Annotated in this window: 11 protein-coding genes and 2 pseudogenes; 7 read left to right on the top strand and 6 right to left on the bottom strand. The window is 49.7% G+C overall.

The genetic code is table 11. The features are described from left to right. Positions 1–200: 200 nt before the first annotated feature. Positions 201–464: a hypothetical protein gene (locus tag ABH909_RS24570; protein WP_429438055.1), complete on the top strand. Its 264-nt coding sequence runs from the start codon at positions 201–203 to the stop codon at positions 462–464. Positions 465–1,971: 1,507 nt separating this feature from the next. Here ABH909_RS24570 and ABH909_RS24565 read toward each other — a convergent pair. The 4 genes from ABH909_RS24565 to ABH909_RS24550 all read right to left on the bottom strand — a co-directional run bounded on the left by ABH909_RS24565 (position 1,972) and on the right by ABH909_RS24550 (position 5,496). Continuing rightward, positions 1,972–2,457, bottom strand: coding sequence for a hypothetical protein (locus tag ABH909_RS24565; protein WP_429438052.1), 486 nt, complete (start codon positions 2,455–2,457; stop codon positions 1,972–1,974). A gap of 95 nt (positions 2,458–2,552) precedes the next feature. Continuing rightward, complete coding sequence (locus tag ABH909_RS24560) at positions 2,553–2,849, bottom strand: glycine zipper domain-containing protein (protein WP_429438050.1); 297 nt, start codon at positions 2,847–2,849, stop codon at positions 2,553–2,555. Between the two features lie 213 nt (positions 2,850–3,062). Then, positions 3,063–3,548 (bottom strand): toxin-activating lysine-acyltransferase, encoded by a 486-nt coding sequence (locus tag ABH909_RS24555; RefSeq protein WP_429438047.1) that lies wholly within the window; start codon positions 3,546–3,548, stop codon positions 3,063–3,065. Between the two features lie 235 nt (positions 3,549–3,783). After that, positions 3,784–5,496 (bottom strand): hypothetical protein, encoded by a 1,713-nt coding sequence (locus ABH909_RS24550; RefSeq protein WP_429438044.1) that lies wholly within the window; start codon positions 5,494–5,496, stop codon positions 3,784–3,786. A 695-nt stretch (positions 5,497–6,191) separates the two neighbouring features. On the opposite strand from ABH909_RS24550, the pseudogene ABH909_RS24545 reads away from it, so the two are divergent. From ABH909_RS24545 to ABH909_RS24530, 4 genes and pseudogenes are all read left to right on the top strand, one after another. Then, positions 6,192–7,449 (top strand): annotated as a pseudogene (locus tag ABH909_RS24545) (HlyD family secretion protein). Between the two features lie 10 nt (positions 7,450–7,459). Beyond that, positions 7,460–9,612: pseudogene (locus tag ABH909_RS24540) on the top strand (peptidase domain-containing ABC transporter). Beyond that, positions 9,612–11,030, top strand: a complete 1,419-nt coding sequence (locus ABH909_RS24535) for a TolC family protein (protein WP_429438041.1) — start codon at positions 9,612–9,614, stop codon at positions 11,028–11,030. The pseudogene ABH909_RS24540 and the gene ABH909_RS24535 overlap by 1 nt, the downstream one beginning before the upstream one ends. Before the next feature lie 83 nt (positions 11,031–11,113). Beyond that, complete coding sequence (locus ABH909_RS24530; RefSeq protein WP_429438039.1) at positions 11,114–12,145, top strand: SbmA/BacA-like family transporter; 1,032 nt, start codon at positions 11,114–11,116, stop codon at positions 12,143–12,145. Positions 12,146–12,938: 793 nt separating this feature from the next. Here ABH909_RS24530 and ABH909_RS24525 read toward each other — a convergent pair. Together ABH909_RS24525 and ABH909_RS24520 are read right to left on the bottom strand one after the other, a co-directional pair. Then, positions 12,939–14,084 carry a cupin-like domain-containing protein gene (locus tag ABH909_RS24525; RefSeq protein WP_429438037.1) on the bottom strand — a complete coding sequence of 382 codons (1,146 nt, stop codon included), beginning with the start codon at positions 14,082–14,084 and terminating at the stop codon, positions 12,939–12,941. Between the two features lie 49 nt (positions 14,085–14,133). After that, positions 14,134–14,322: a response regulator transcription factor gene (locus ABH909_RS24520; RefSeq protein ID WP_429438034.1), complete on the bottom strand. Its 189-nt coding sequence runs from the start codon at positions 14,320–14,322 to the stop codon at positions 14,134–14,136. Positions 14,323–14,748: 426 nt separating this feature from the next. On the opposite strand from ABH909_RS24520, the gene cysM reads away from it, so the two are divergent. Then, positions 14,749–15,651 carry a cysteine synthase CysM gene (cysM, locus tag ABH909_RS24515; RefSeq protein ID WP_007899067.1) on the top strand — a complete coding sequence of 301 codons (903 nt, stop codon included), beginning with the start codon at positions 14,749–14,751 and terminating at the stop codon, positions 15,649–15,651. Further along, complete coding sequence (gene rlmD, locus ABH909_RS24510) at positions 15,651–17,054, top strand: 23S rRNA (uracil(1939)-C(5))-methyltransferase RlmD (protein WP_429438031.1); 1,404 nt, start codon at positions 15,651–15,653, stop codon at positions 17,052–17,054. Before cysM ends, rlmD begins: the two co-directional genes overlap by 1 nt. Positions 17,055–17,105: the final 51 nt, after the last annotated feature.

Below are 17,105 nucleotides of genomic sequence, written 5' to 3'. Positions count from 1 at the left end.
CTATGTCATCAAGACTCCCCACGAGACAGAAAGCGCGTTTGCAAAGAAAAGTATTACTGAGGCGACTGCTGCGCTGAAATTTGACGGCGGATTTTCAGTTGATGAGTTGAGAAATTCACTGAAGGGATATGATTTCACATCCGTCAGCACCAACGAACTCGCAAAGATCGGTAGCATGCTCTATCACAACGGTTTGATAGGTGAGTACATGGTGGATTTTTTTTATTTCAGGAAATATGGCGACTGATGAATCTGGCCATCAAACTGAGAAAAATGTGAAGTTTAATGCCGTAGCCATGTTCAAGGAAATGCTTGAGGCACGACAAATACTTGGCAAGTCGGAGTCAGCAAAGGGCTTTCATGACATAACCAAGGGCCTGTTGCGCGTGAATCACGCCATAGGCGCACTCACTTATTTTGCCAATTCATCTCAAGGTGATCTGTCAATCAACGTTAAAGCCTGAGTCTACCGGCGCCCGAGTGCTGCTTAACGGCCGTAGCGTGTGGTGCCGGAGTAATCTCTGGCCACGTCGAGATTATTCACATGGCGAACTCTGTAAGTGCCCAGTCGCCCGAGCGCCGAAGCATTATTGCGGTTGCCACTATCGACCTGGGTCCAGATAGATCCATCCAGCCTGTCAATATATAAGCTTGGAGGAGAGCCAAAACCCTGGGCTCTAATTGTCGATGAAATGTTAGCTTATCGACATCCGTTTGCGCCGGTAATAGTGAACGGTCCCTGTGCAATGACATACGAGTTGGCAGGAACTGTGCCGCTATAGGTATTTTGGAGGGAAGTGCATGCTGCGTCAGCTTGGCCCGTCGCAAATATCAGTGTTGCAAAAGCAAGTGCTGGATAGTTTTTCATGTGCGTACTCGTGAAAGAAATAATTTCCCAGGCAGTGAGGGTGAGAGTGTGTGCAGCTTATTTGCTGGCGCATGCCCGCCACTGAATACATGGCGCTCTGGGATGCAGGAAGTTTCCGATAATTTCAATGAAGACAGCCTGACAGCCGACCGATATCTTTCAGACATACGCCGACCTCCTTGTAGGAGCGAGGCTTGCCCGCGAAGACGGCGATACAGCCAACGTCGCCAGATAGACCGCTTTCGCGAGCAAGCTCACTTGTGTCCACATTGGGGGTGTGTAAGCTACAGATAGTGTGATCAACCTCGACTCCTGTGGGAGCGAGCCTGCTCGCGATGCGGCCTTTCGGGTCAAGGTCATGAAAAAGTCGCTCCACTGGCGCGACAATTCCCTGATCGCATGACCTGATCATTTTCACACAGACAAAACCCCGTTCAAAGGCGTCCCTATCGGACTCAGCGTCACTCAATCTCCAATAGTGTCAGCACTGCTGACGCTGTTGGCTCTTTAAACTTCTTGGTGTTACTGGGAACGAAAAACATTTTTGATAGAAGGACTCCCTCTTCGCTTCCAGGGTCGCGTTAATTTTTGAATTTAGATATTTAAAAGATAGGTATAATTCGCGCGCACATTAGTGCTGTGCAAATGACGAATGGGACAAAAAACTGCATTGACATTTTGTGGGATCTCAAAGCCATTGATTTTTTTAGAGAGAATAGAATGAGCTTGGTCAAGGTTAAAATGATCATCGTCCAGCCAAAAGTATTAAAAAATTCTATAATATTAAAATGCTCTATCAAGGGAGGTGCTCCTAAGTTACTGAGTTTTAAGTGTGAATAGGTATACGTTTTGCGCGTATTTGCGCTGTAATAACGGTAGATGGGATAAATAAGAATGCTTTGATAGCTTGTGAAGGTTAAGGCTTTTAATTGTTTTGAGCACCCATAACCACACATGGCAAACAAACGATGTGGGCATTTGGCGCGAGATAGTTGGGGAGCAGTTCCACGGCAGTAAGGCCTCGAGTTTTTCTACCTAAATAGCTTGCGGTAGGCTCTCGAGTACATGGCCTATCATCGCTTGTCAGCCGGTCATGAAGGTTTCTATGTTGTGCTCAGTTTAGGTCCTTGCAATATGATATTTGAAAGTTTTAATAGTCTATTGTGCGGTCCCGTAAATATGTGGATTCCATTTTGAGTCTTGTGTGTGATTGCTTCAGACTTGCAACAGTAAAAAATACTAAAAATCCTTTTTTTTGGATAATACACTCCATCTTTTTTTTCTGAATAATCAATGGTGAGTATTGCGCTCTTCAGCATGTCTTGCTTTATGTCAGCATAGATTCTTAGCTCGGAAAATGCTTCGTTGTGATACATTTTTTTTGCAGTTATGGTTAAAAAACCTATAGTTCCACCTATAACGGCTCCAACCAAAAATGTGTCTGTTAGACCGATTTTTTCCATAAAAACAAAAACTAAAACTATTAACATAAAAGCCAATACAGTTTTTTCTGCCAATGAAAGAAGCTTCAAAAAATCTGCTGATAATTGGTCTCTTATCTTGAATCTTTTCAAAGCGTCCTTAATCATGAATTCAATCTCACTGCCAAGCTCTCTTATAATTTTAAGTCTACTGGACGTAGTCGCACCTCAGCCAAGGTACGTCCAGCAGAGTTCTGGTTTAGTTACTTACCACCACCACCACCACCACCAAAGGGCGCTTGAGGAAAAAAAGAAGATCCCTGAAAGGCACTTGGATTCCAAGAGTTGACTGCATTTTTTCCAGAATTATAAACTGCTTCTCCTGCCAGAGCCCCCACCCCACTCCCAATTGCGGCGCCCGGCGTACTCATCCCCACTCTACCCCCTATAGCAGCGCCCGCGGCAGCGCCCAAAGTAGCTCCTACGTTTCCTGCAAAAGTGGTACCTGAGCCGTCGGCGCCTGAAATTTGCGATATTTCAATATTGGATAACTTTCTCATGACAAAATTTTCCTTTTTAAGGGTTGGTAATAGTCAGCTTTTTACTTGTGCAGCGTTTGAATTTTTTCAGCTATTGCAAAAATCTTAATTTTTCAACATCAATAGATACTGTGTTCGCAGTGCGCTTGAGGGGCACAATCCCCCTAACCGATGACTGTTTAGTTCGTTGCAACACCCTTACATTACAAATAACTAATATTCATGTGCCAAATTTCATGACGCGCCATACTTCTCCATGGCAATGGAGTAGCTTCCGATTCTTCTGACTGAGTAATCTCTGTTTTGACGGCCCCAAAAAACTTTATCGATTCCATGTTCTCGGAAATGTTTTTTCAGATGTTTAATCGCCTCAGCTGTGCCGCCTAAAGGAAAGCAAAAGTCAACAATCCATGTTTTACCCCCTTCATTCCATTCGGACGTGTGAAGTAAGAAGCTAGGGTCTTGTAGTAGACGCAGTTCGCTGTCTGGAGCTAAGTGAGCCCAACTCACATAACCAATAGGTGTGTCGGTGTTATCGAAAAAAAATAAAATCTGTTTGTGATCTATAGCGGGGACTATCCAGAGTCGCAAGGTCATAATCTGAAAAAGAGAGTAATGCCTGCACATGAAAATGATCAGGCAAGCAAAACCAATAAGTTTTGCCCTGTTCGGTGAGCGGTCAACTCGGAAGCTAGTATAAAGCTCAGAAATTTTTTTCATTAATCAATCCAACGTAGCACGGCAAAAAGGTATGGCCTTGTCTATATCCAATCACGCGGCATTCCCCTAGAGTATGGCAATTGTCGTTTTCGCAGGTCAGCCTGCTACTCAAGGAAAAACGACTTTGTATACAGAAGTACAACACCAACGAAGAAAGGAACCATAAATGCAGCTTGACCCTTTGGGGATTCAAGCCAAGAGTTTTGTTTAAATCGTCTCGATATCTGTAGAAAGGCTAAATTGTTTTTTCATTTAAACTACTCCAAGCTCCACGGTAAAAGCCAAGTGCAGTGTTTACATCCACCTGATGTTCACTGAGCTCAACAAGGGCATCGATCGACAGTGAGCGGCTAACAACCCCTTGCAACGTAAATATGCCTGATGTTGGATCAAACCAGATGGATAGTGCGCTGCTCAACCAGAACGGAATACATCGCCCCTGTTCGTTGCCAAGGTTTAACCTTGCAGTAAGCGAAGCCTCTTCTGAAAGTGTTTTATAGGCTGTCTTTTTATCTGTTTGTACGCTGATTCTGATGCGTTCAATTCGTCCTTTAATATGGTGCAGCAGACTATGACTACGATTGAGTCGAGTTATGTTTATTAACATGCAGCGATAGAAATTTCGCAGATTAATATGTTGTTCTTTGGCGATCTGAGAGGCTAGGTCAAGCAATTTATTATAACTTGATAGCAATTGGCTGATCGCTGTGGCGTCCGTACTTAGCCATGATAAATTTGCGTCCGAAGCATTAACCCTGCTTGACAGTAACTCATTGAACAGCCGCGCAGTCCAGCGCTCATAACCGTTCCAGCCTCCCACTAGGGTAATTTCATTGACCGTAAAATCATCGAGCGCCAAAAACTTACGCAGACTACCGAAAAAGTTTATGAGCTCCGCGCTGCCCACTAGCACTCGTAGTATCCATAAAGGGAATCCTACCTGTGCTACCTGATACAGGTTCAACTGCTTGTCGTATGTCTGGGTAAAGTGATTGATTGTTTTTTCTAGAATATGTGTAGATTCTTCAACGGTAATTACAGAGTATTTACTCAAGTAATAACACAGGCTCTGTAAGCTTTCGACTGCAGGAAAATATTCAGTGTTGAACCTGTCAATGTCATCTCGATAGTCTTCAATAAGATGGGTGAACAAACGGGTGCCGCTCAAGTCCAGCCAAGCCCCATCGAGTGAGAGATTCGATGCGCTCACATTGTAATGAATAATGTGCTTCGCCTTGGCCGCAGCAAATTGCTCTGCAAATCTCGCTGCAAGCTCAAGAAGTCCAAATTCCAAGCGTTCGCTCATACTGCTAGCTGTTGACGCAACGCCTGCACTTGGCAGGAAATCAACCAATTTCGCTATTGCAGTTTTAACCCTATGGGCATCCTTACTTAGCCTGTTTAGCTGCTTTTCTTCAAAATATATAGCCCTAATAAAATGAGCTGGGCGCACGACAGGCTGGCGAACCAATAGTCCGCGGGGAGTTGCAAACCCTTGCTCTTCATACGAGCGTCCAGTGTCCAAGACGGCGACGGTTCGAATGGCACCGAAGGGAAGTGTGGCGCTTATGATTTCGGACCAGATAGACTCATAAATAGCCGTGTCTAGGGATAAATTGCCATCGCCATGACCTGCATCGACATCTTTGCCAACCAATTGATTGGGTCCCAGCCCTTTGAGTTGCCATAAACCATCGAAACCGCAGCGTCCTCCGCCGCCATTACTGAGTATGCCGTCGCCACCATAGCGCTCGGCCATAAATATTTTGACTGAGGATTGGCCGCGGGAGGGCATTGAGTGAGGCCTCACAACATAGCTGTAAGCGTCAAGAATAGCTTCCGAAGATTTGCCATCGGCTAGTGTTTCGTTCAAGTAAACAACGCTGCATCCTTCCAGCTTTTCGGTTTCAAAATTTATAAAACATTCCTGTAAATCAGACAGCTGCATCCTTTTTGTCATAATTGATCACTTCTATTCCGAACCCGATGAACGGCCACGCCTTTACCTTGTTGACTAAAACCTACCTATCCTCATGCAATATCGCTATCAATCATAAAGCGCCAGCGATTGCAGGTAATTACGTTAGCTCTAAAGACTAGCCAAATGCGACCCTACATCTGTAGGGGTTACCACGGGCACAGCGCTTAGCGAAAGTAAAAAGATCAAATCTCTGAGAGAGCCATTACTAATTAAGCCAGGCAGCTGAAATTGAAAATTCGACATGATTTGTTAAGTTTTAGATGTTGAGCATTGTCGATATGTGAGCCCTGTCGGCGTGACTGCGGATCCCCAGTTGTTGGTCAATTTCTTGTTGGGCAAGCCATCAGCTAATAGGTGCGTTGCATCACGCTATCCTCCTGTAATTCTAAAGTTCCGCTCGGCGCACAGTCGCTCAGAAGGGATATTACAAGGCGAAAGTTGAGGAGTAGGCGCGCCATCCCGAAAATTGCTTTGATGTAAAACTGATGTGGACGATTCGCTTGGGTAAGTGATGGAGTTTACCCCGCGTAACTTTGTTTGCCGTTCGCGGCGAACAATGAATATTTGAGCTGGCATTTTTCGGGGCCGGCGGGAAGCGTAGTGCCCAGGTAACAACCTGGTCACAGTCTAGGAAGGAAATATGCGTGACACCAAAGACTCCGCTGTTTCGACTTGAAGCACTAGCCTCACGACAGGGTAACTGGCTCGGTGACATAGTGTTGGTCAGGCCCGTTTCATTCACTGTATTGACGCTAATTTCAGTATTGTTTGCCGTTTTGGTGGTCACCTTTTTCATCTACGGCAGCTATACCAAACGCAGTACGGTGCCGGGTCAGTTGGTTCCATCCTCGGGGCAGCTGAAAATTTACTCTCCACAATACGGTGTGGTGCTCGAGCGTTTTGTAGATGAAGGGCAGTCAGTCAAACAGGGGGGGCAACTGTTTAGCCTTTCCAGTGAGCGTTTTGCGGGGAATTTGGGACCGATACAGGCAGAGGTGAGCGATCAGCTCGCGCAACGACATCGATCTCTGGGTGAGGAGTTGACGAAACAAAAGCAGCTTCAGGCTGAAGAGCGCCAAAGCCTGAAAAGCAAGCTGGACAGTTTACGACAAGAGTTAGTGACATTGGCGAAGCAAGTGGTCAGCCAGGAGAAGCTTGTACAGCTGGCAACCAATGCCGCCGGTCGTTATCAGGGACTGATGGATAAAGGCTACATCTCCATGGATCAGCTTCAGCAGCGCCAAGCTGAACTCTTGGGCCAGCGACAGACTCTTCAGGGCCTGGCTCGTGAAACTACGGCGTTGACACAGCAACTGGTCGAGCGCCGACACGAGTTTTCGGGGCTGTCGGCATTGCACGAGAATCAGCTCGCCAGCATCCAGCGGTCATTGTCCAGCGTCCAGCAGGAGCTTATCGAGAGCGAAGCCAAGCGCACGCTGATCATCACGGCCCCCCCAAGAAGGCGTAGCAACCGCCATTCTTGTTGAGCCGGGCCAGACCGTTGATAGCTCACGATCATTGATGAGCATCGTGCCTGCCAATTCCCGCCTACAAGCAGAGTTGTACGCACCGAGTAAAGCCATCGGCTTTGTTCGTACGGGCGACCCGGTAATGGTTCGTTACCAAGCTTATCCATACCAGAAATTCGGCCAGCATCGCGGCAACGTGTTGTCTATTTCCAAAGCCACCATGTCTGCCGCTGAGCTTGCGAGCATGACCGGAAGTGTGCCGGGGCTGGGGCTGAGCGGCGAACAGATCTACCGTATTCGCGTTGATGTCGAAGCGCAGTCTGTCTTGGCTTACGGCAAACCAAGACCGTTACAAACCGGCATGCTGGTTGAGGCAGACATTCTGCATGAGACTCGCCGCCTCTATGAGTGGGTACTTGAACCGCTCTATAGCTTGACTGGCAAACTCTAGGGACAAATGCATGAACTATCTCGACGCAATCAGCTTGCGCCTGGGCCGGCGGCTGCCCCTGATCCTACAAACCGAAGCGACAGAGTGCGGCTTGGCCTGTCTTGCGATGGTTGCGGGCTATCATGGTCATCACGCAACACTGATGGAACTCCGACGCGAGTTCAGCGTGTCGCTCAAGGGGGTTACGCTCAAACAGTTGATACAGACAGCTGATCAGATGAAGCTCGGCACTAGGGCGGTGAGGCTTGAACTGAGGACTTGAGCAAGCTCAAACTGCCGTGTGTATTGCATTGGAACTTAAACCATTTCGTCGTGCTCAAGGTCGTAGACGGTCAGCGTCTTACTTTGCATGACCCGGCTCATGGCATCCGCCAGTTAAGCCTGGCCGAGGCTAGCAAGTCGTTCACCGGTGTTGCCCTTGAAGTGTGGCCTTGCAGCGACTTTGAAAAGCAGGAAGCCAAGCCCCAAGTCAAATTGATGAGCATGCTGGGACGGGTAAGCGGTCTTTATCGCGCCTTGGCGCAGATTCTGTTACTGGCTCTGGTCCTGGAAGTATTCTCGCTGGCTAGTCCTTTTTTGCTGCAGTGGATCATCGACAACGTATTAGTCACTCAAGACCGTGACTTGCTGACGATCTTGATCATCGGCTTTGGTCTGTTACTGCTGATGCAGCAACTAGTGAGCGCTATACGGGCCTGGGTGATGATGCACACGAACACCCTGTTGAGCGTGCAATGGCAGGCAAATGTATACAGCCACCTGCTGCGCCTGCCGATCCAATACTTTGAAAAGCGCCACTTGGGCGATATCGTCTCGCGCTTCGGTGCTATTGGCGCGATACAGGGGACACTGACAGCCGCCTTCTTTTCTACGATTCTGGATGGGCTGATAACCATCGCGACACTCGTCCTCATGATTATCTACAGTCCGTTGCTGGCAGCCATTGCAGTGACTGCCATGTCCTTGTACACAATGGTTCGCTGGGCTTGGTACCGACCCTTACGCCGGGCAAGCGAGGAGCAGATCATTCATGCTGCTCGACAGGAAAGCCACTTTCTGGAAACGGTGCGCGGCATGCGCACAATAAAACTGTTCCAACGCCAGAGCGAACGACGCTCCGCCTGGCTTGGATTGCTCGTGGAGCAGATCAATGCAGGGTTACGAACCCAAAAGTTGCAACTGATCTACACCCAACTCAATGGCTTGATTTTCGGCCTGGAAAATCTGATGGCGCTCGGGCTGGGTGCGTCCATGGTGATGAACAACCAATTCAGCGTCGGCGTACTAATGGCTTTTATCGCCTACAAATCCCAGTTTATAGGTCGCGTGGCCAGTTTGGTCGACCATCTGTTCGAACTGCACATGCTGCGTTTGCAAGGCGAACGCCTCGCCGACATTGTCATGCATCCCCCAGAAGACAACCGCGGCACGTTGAGTTCCGCGACCTGTATCCCGTTCCCGGTCGATATTGATATCAAAGGATTGAAGTACCGCTATTCCGATCAAGAGCCGTTCGTGCTGGATGGCATCGACCTACACATTGGTCAGGGGGAGTCGGTGGCCATCACCGGAGCCTCGGGCAGCGGAAAGAGCACACTGATCAGTCTGCTGCTGGGAATCTTCCAGCCTACCCAAGGCCAGATACAAATTGGCGGTAGCGAACTGCACCACTTGGGTATGGAAACCCTCCGCAGCAAGATCGGCACGGTGATGCAGGATGATTGCCTGTTTGCCGGCTCATTGGCAGACAACATCGCATTCTTCGAACCCAAACCTGACTTGGAGTGGGCTATGGAATGCGCACGTAAGGCATCAATTCACACTGACATAGTGGCCATGCCGATGGGCTACAACACCCTGGTTGGTGACATGGGGACGGTGTTGTCCGGCGGGCAGAAGCAGCGTGTGTTACTGGCCAGAGCGCTCTACAAGAAACCCTGCATTCTGATTCTTGACGAGGCAACCAGTCATTTGGACGTGAAGTGCGAGCAGCAGGTAAATGATGGAGTACGGACACTTAAGATTATTCGCATCATTGTCGCTCATCGCTCGGAGACGATCGCCTCAGCAGATCGAGTGGTGATACTGGAAGCTGGCCGGATTGTCTTGGACCAGCCCACCACGGCAACGATGTTTCATTCGACAGGCGATGTCGCCCTGTGATGAATATAGCTTTGGCCAACACCGTGCTGGCTTGTCTTTGCGCCTGGTCACCATGGACCGTGGCTTTGGATATGGACATATTCATGACCGATCGGGATGTCTCCCGCACTGCGACCAAGGACGTTGATAGCTTGACTTGGTCGTGTGAAGTGGGCTCTGTACCTGCACTTTTGACGCTGGAAGAAATGATAGAGCGGGTACTTTGTCACGACCCAAAGTTGCGACAGGCCTGGGCTAATGCCAAGGCCCAAGCGGCCTTAGTCGGGGTGAAGCAATCGGCGTATCTCCCCAGGCTCAACGGTAACTCTGGTATCACCAGTGGTCATAACGACACCGAGTATGAACTGCGTGGGGAATACTCCCGTCACGGTCATCAACGCCAGCTTGAAAATCGCCTGAGTCTTAGCTGGGTATTATTTGATTTCGGTCGCCGCGAAGCGGCTTTGCGAAATGCGCGACAACTGCTCATTGCAGCAAATGCTAATCAGGACAGGCAGTTGCAGCAGGCCTTCGTGCTGACGGCGCAACTATATTACGACACCCTCGCTGCACAAGGCAGCCAGATTGCCGCAAGCAAGGTCGCCGCATTAGCGGCCGAAAACCTCAACGCCGCAAGCGCCAAGTATGCAGCGGGAGCTGCGGCACTCTCTGACCGACTGCAGGCGCAAACTGCATACTCGCAGGCGAGCCTGAATGAAGTTCGCAGCACTGGTGTCTTGCGAAATGCCAAAGGCCTTATTGCACTGCGTATGGGATTGCCGCCGCAAACACCTTTAGAGTTGGCGGGGAGCCTAAGTCGGCGTCCGGACACCTTGTTTATCAAAAGCGTTGACTATTTGCTGGAACAAGCCCGGCAGGATCATCCATCGCTTATTGCCGCCAAGGCCAAGCTGGATGCGACGAAGGCTGCCATTGACGAAAGCCGAGCTGTCGGACGGCCTACCCTATCGTTTATCGCAAACATGTCCGATGTGCGGACCAACCAACCAATGGACTACAACGGCGATAGTCGAATGCGTGACAACAGCGTTGGTCTGCAACTGAATATTCCGCTGTTTGAAGGTTTCGAACGTGCCTATCAGGTGCGGGGGGCTCAGGCACAGTTCGAAGCAAGTGAAGCGGAGCTTTCGGATGTTGAACAACGTATCTCGTTGGAGCTGTGGGCCAACTATCAAACGCTGAGCATCGAAACGCGCTCACTGGAAAGAACCGCTGAGTGGGTGGACCAGTCAAATCAGGCCCTGCAAGTTGTGCAAGGGCGCTATAGCTCTGGGGCCGGCAACATGATCGAACTTCTGAACGCATTGAACGCTTATGCAGCAGCGGAACAACAACATATAAACACATTGAACAGCTGGCAGCTGGCGCGACTAAAACTGGCAGCAAGCCTAGGACGCTTGGGTTTCTGGGCGCTATAACCATGTACCTCCGAGCAGGAAGCAAAAGAATGTATTAACAATAAACATATAAATCAATTTCAGGACACTACCGAGAGGCACTAATGGACCACAATACAACAAACAAGGAGGCTACGAATTTCAGCAAAAAGCCCTTCCTGCGAAATACATTTTCTGTACTTTCGTTGTACTGGCAAAGCGAGGAGAAATTTTTTGCGTGGTGTGCGCTTACCGCGTTGGTGGTTCTCTCGCTGCTGGCCGTCGCTACTGCCCTGGCCATCAACGAATGGTACAAACATTTTTACAATGCCATTCAAGATCTCGATGCCCATAAGTTTTACAATTTGGTGGCAGTGTTCCTCGCTATCATCTCGTTTTCGGTGGCGCGGTCAGTGCTGATCACCTACTTGGTGGATATATTTGCACTCAAATGGCGACGCTGGTTGACCAACTACTACCTTTCCGCCTGGATTGTCAAGTCGACTCGGCCCGAGCAAGTTGAACAGTGTATCGATAATCCGGATCAACGTATCGCCGAGGACATCAACAAGTTCACCTTTGAAACCATAGACCTCGCCTGCGGCCTTATCTATACCTTGGCCAGCGTCGTATCCTTCAGTGCAGTGCTGATCAGTATTTCGGGTGACGCGTCGTTCTGGGGAATTACCGTCCCGGCTTATATGTTCTGGGCTGCCATCCTTTACGCCTTGCTGGGTACGTATATTAGCCAGAGAATCGGTTTCAAGCTGGTCTCCCTTAGTAATAACCAGCAGCGATCGGAGGCCGATCTCCGGTACTTTCTTATACGCTTCCGTGAGGGCTCAAAGGTGCGCTCAACCGAGATCGGACGTCATTTCGAGAAAGAAAGCATCAGCGAAAAGCTTGATGTCAGCTTAGCTAATATGCGCCGCACCATTCGAGTAAAAATGCGTCTGTCGTTGTTTACCGAAAGTTACAGCCAACTCTCCCTAGTGTTTAGCAGCCTGTTGGCCGTTCCTCGATTTTTCTCCGGCAACATCATGTTTGGTGATGTGATGCAGATCAATTCGGCATTTGGCAATCTGTGCAATAATTTGAGTTGGTTTGTCAATGCTTACCACCGCTTGCTGACTGGAAAGCCACGACCGATAGACTGATCTCATTTGATGGTGCGCTGACACTTCTCACTGAAGTCGATGACCCCGCAACTGGACCTCAAGCCGTATTTGCGGAGTAGTTCAAGTCTTATCGCTATCTCCAAGATATCAGGAGATAAGGAAGGTCTGAAATACTCACCGAGTTTTGATACTCTCGCTGTTTGAGATTTTACGGCTGGCCTGGTTGTGAAGCTGCTCCGGTCACCGCTGACAACCCCGCGTATTTTGATATACGGTGACAAAAGTTGGGAAGTTTTCACGCAGATACATTATGCGTGGTTTTTCATGGCTTATACAATGAAATGCTATAGTTTTCGGTGTGCATTTTTGGGTGCGCGTTATTACCTATAATTTGTAATGTGTTTGATGGAGATCGCGCAGCGCTGTTTTGTATGTTGGTGCTGTGGATCGCTTTTTTTTATTGTCTGTGGGGGGGCGTTTTTATGGGTTTAGGGTGGAAAAGTTTGTATTAAGCCAAAAGGCAGAAGGTTTTTTGTTGGTGGAGGTAATTTTTTGATTGTATTAAAGAAAGACGCGGTGGGTGATAAGCTTCCGAGGGCAAGAGGCCCCCCGGAGGGGTGTCAGGGTAGTTGTGGTTTCGCTATTATTATTGTAATTTTTGGTTGCTCATGGCGCTTGCTATTAAAGGCTTCATTTATGTTTTAATGCGCAGGTACAGTTACGCTTTTCAAGCAAACTATTTTAATTGATAGTGTTCTCAATAAGATTGGTTTTGGCTTAATTTGACTCTGTGCCTCCTTGGTGTATCGATGAATTCTATTTTGATGTTTGCTTATGGTTGTTGTCTGGCCTCAAGGCACCTAAATGAGTTTGTCCAAAAATTTATTGATAGCGAAGAACTTAAAGACCTTACTTGATGAAACCAACCTTCTGGTAGAAATAACATTTCTCCGGCTCTTAGTTCGAGTTTCAAGAACTTGATATTTTGCGCGTCGGGAAATACACCATAGTCAGGCTTCTCTGGATCAAAATCACAGCCGTCGAGTCCTCCGTTCGGTGAGGTTGACCATGTGCCAAGCGCACCTCTATTGTGAGGGGCTGCAAGTATAAAACTCTTGGATCCCCATACTTGAACAAATAAGTTGTCTACATCATCGCGATGCAGCGGCGTTAGAGTATTTTTCGGTCCTGTCCAAACTCGTGGAGCTACATATTGTGTGCGCTCAAAATACGGCGGATAATTTATTAAGTGCAGAAGTTCTCTTGGTAGTATATTGTTTCCCATGTATGGCGGTAGATCACCAGGTTGGAGCGGGTCTTCAAGATTATCTAGTGATTTTATGAAATCTACCATTGAAACGGTATTGAATTTTCGTTTGGTGGAAAACGTTAGATCTGCATAGTTTCCGTTGCGTGTAATGCCTCTAAGTTCTGAAAAGTACTCTAGAGATTTTTGTTTGCTAATATTCGATATTGGCCAATCTTGAATGGCGTCGCTAATAATTAGCGGTGCGCCATTGCACATATACTTAGACCTGAAATTTTCAATCGAAAGCTCACTTTGTGTGATTCGTTCTATCTCGTTAATTTGGGTGTCAAGCGAGATAAGTTCGCTGAATCGCTTTCGCGCAGGGTAGCGCTCATTGGTTGAGACAGTTTCTTGCTTATAATGACTATCCGGTTGATCATAAATTAGTTGAGGTAAAAGTGTTGCTAGACCTAAGTTGCCATCGATTTCAAGATTACCTGATGCGTATAGTTGTTCTATGTTGGCGCTACCATCCAGGATGTTTAGGAGGTTTGCCTCTGAAATTGTGATGGTCACATCAGGCTGCGGGTGCATGCCCAAATAGATATGGGTCTTGGTGTTCGTATCCACCCATATGTGACTATTTGTAAAGATGAACTGAAATATGCCGATTAGGCCGATGGTGTGAGAATTGGAAAACATTGCTGAAAGTGATAGGTTCATGTTCATGTGGATGTTTGGCCTTCGTTATTTTTAGTGATGCGAAAGCAAGCGTTCTTTAGTCGTGTATAGTGCTTTTCATTGTTGCTGCAAAAAGTTCTGATCTTGAGTTGACTCCTTTCTTTCGTAAGATTGATGATACGTAGTCGCGCACCGTGAAACTGCTAATGCCAAGTGAAATGGCTATTTGTTTGTTGCTCTTTCCATCCAGGAGCAAATGTAGAACCTCCTGTTCCCTGTTGGTCATGAGTGTTTTAACTCCATATATAATTAAGCTTTGTCTATAAAGTGTTCGCCTGCGAGCAAATTTCGTAATTGTTGAGAATTTTGTGTGTCTCGGAAAAATTCCAGGTCCGTTTTAAGATAATTTGTAGTGGGTTCAAAAGAATACAGAGGGAGCGGATATTTCGATAGTTCATCAAAGGCATCACAGCTTGCAGGAAACGTCCTACCAGACCGTCATAAATCAGGTTAAATAACAGCGTTTTTAAGTGCGAGATCGCCAAGTCTTACGGATGTTATCCATGTCACCTGTAAGAAGAATCTTGGGTGGCAGCTCATTTTTCCATGACCCTTATTCCCAATGGCCATAAGCACCACACTTTGCGTGATATGGCCTGCGCACGTTTGCCGGTATGATAGGCGCCCCCGCAGTCTGGATTGCGAATACGCCATGACCTTGCAGTACCCAACCATCGCCGATTGCGTCGGCAACACTCCGCTGGTCCGTTTGCAGCGCCTGCCTGGCGCCACCAGCAATACCCTTTTGCTCAAGCTCGAAGGGAATAACCCGGCGGGTTCGGTCAAGGACCGTCCGGCGTTGTCGATGATCACCCGTGCCGAATTGCGCGGGCAGATCCACGCCGGCGATACGCTGATCGAAGCGACCTCGGGCAATACCGGGATTGCCTTGGCCATGGCTGCGGCGATCAAGGGTTACAAGATGATCCTGATCATGCCGGACAACTCCAGCGCCGAACGTAAAGCCGCCATGACGGCTTATGGCGCCGAGCTGATTTTGGTCAGCCAGGAAGAAGGCATGGAAGGCGCTCGCGACCTCGCCCAGCGAATGGAAGCCGAAGGCCGCGGCAAAGTGCTGGATCAGTTCGCCAACGGTGACAACCCTGAAGCGCACTACACCACCACCGGTCCGGAAATCTGGCGTCAGACCGAAGGCACCATTACTCATTTCGTCAGCTCGATGGGCACTACCGGCACCATCATGGGCGTTTCGCGCTACCTGAAAGAACAGAACGACAACGTGCAGATCATCGGCCTGCAACCGATGGAAGGTTCGGCGATTCCGGGCATCCGTCGCTGGCCGCAGGAATACCTGCCGAAGATCTACCAGGCCGAGCGCGTGGACCGGATCGTCGACATGGCACAAAGCGAAGCCGAAGACGTGACCCGTCGCCTGGCGCGCGAAGAAGGCATCTTCTGCGGCGTGTCCTCGGGCGGTGCGGTGGCGGCGATGCTGCGACTGTCCAAAGAAGTTGAAAACGCGGTGATCGTCGCGATCATCTGCGACCGTGGCGACCGTTACCTGTCGACCGGCATTTTCGACGCGCCTAACTGATGGCCAGGCAAGAGAGAGGCCTGCGCTTCCAGCCCACGGGCGGCAGCAAGGCCCCGCAAGTCCCGACCGGCAAAAAGCAGCGCTTGACCATCGAGCGCCTGGCCAATGACGGTCGCGGTATCGCGTTTTTCGAAGGTCGCACCTGGTTCGTCATCGGCGCATTGGCCGGTGAAGATGTCGAGGCGCGGGTCTTGGGTGCCCACGGCAAAGTGGTCGAGGCGCGCACCGAACGCGTGTTCCAGGCCAGTGAATTGCGCCGCCCGGCACCGTGCGCTCATGCCGGTCGCTGCGGCGGTTGCGGCGTGCAGCATTTGCCCCACAACGAACAGCTCGCGCTGAAACAGCGCATGCTCGCCGAGCAATTGTCGCGGGTTGCCGGTGTCGAACCTGAAGAGTGGGCAGCGCCGTTGAGCGGTCCGGAATTCGGCTACCGTCGTCGCGCCCGAGTGGCGGTGCGTTGGGACATGAAAGCGAAAAAACTCGAAGTCGGTTTCCGCGCTGCCGGCAGTCAGGACATCGTCGCCATCAACGAATGTCCGGTGCTGGTACAGCCCTTGCAGCCGATCATGAGCCGCTTGCCGGAGATGCTGCGGCGCTTGAGCAAACCTCAGGCGCTGGGGCATGTGGAGTTGTTCAGCGGTTCGTCATTGGCGGTATTGCTGCGGCACATGGCGCCGTTGTCCGAAGCCGACATGACCATCCTCAAGGAATTCTGCGCGTTTCATGAAGCCCAGTTGTGGCTGCATGGTGACGGCGAGCCGCAACCGGTCGAGGCCGATCTCTCGCTGGGCTATCGCCTTGAACAGTGGGACTTGAACCTGGCGTATCGGCCGGGAGATTTCATTCAGGTCAACGCCGGGGTCAACGAAGCGATGGTCGCCCAGGCGTTGGCGTGGCTGGCGCCGAAATCGGATGAACGGGTTCTGGACCTGTTTTGTGGGTTGGGCAACTTTGCCTTGCCGCTGGCCAAGACCGTTCGCGAAGTGGTGGCGGTGGAGGGCGTGCAGGCGATGGTCGAGCGGGCCGCCGCGAATGCCGCTGACAACAATTTGCATAATGCGACGTTTTTTCAGGCCGATTTATCCCAGCCTTTGACCAATGCCGAATGGGCGAATGAAGGCTTTTGTGCGGTACTCTTGGACCCACCTCGCGACGGTGCTTTTGAGGTGGTGCGCAAGTTGGCGTCCCTGGGCGCCAAACGATTGGTGTATGTGTCGTGCAACCCTGCAACGCTGGCGCGCGACACAGTCGAATTGATCAAGCAGGGCTACCGGTTAAAACGTGCCGGGATTCTCGATATGTTTCCTCAGACGGCGCATGTCGAAGCCATGGCGTTATTTGAAGCGAGCCAGGACGGCTCGTCTGGTCCGACTGACCCGCTCGTGAAAACGCATTCGTCTTAGCCCCGCGAGTGCACACGGGCAGCGAAGGTCAGCGATTTGACGCATTGAATC

Source organism: Pseudomonas sp. BS3782 TE3695 (assembly GCF_050435305.1).
Classification (GTDB): domain Bacteria; phylum Pseudomonadota; class Gammaproteobacteria; order Pseudomonadales; family Pseudomonadaceae; genus Aquipseudomonas.
The sequence above is the reverse complement of the archived record's forward strand: the minus strand, read 5'-3'. Positions and strand labels throughout refer to the sequence as shown.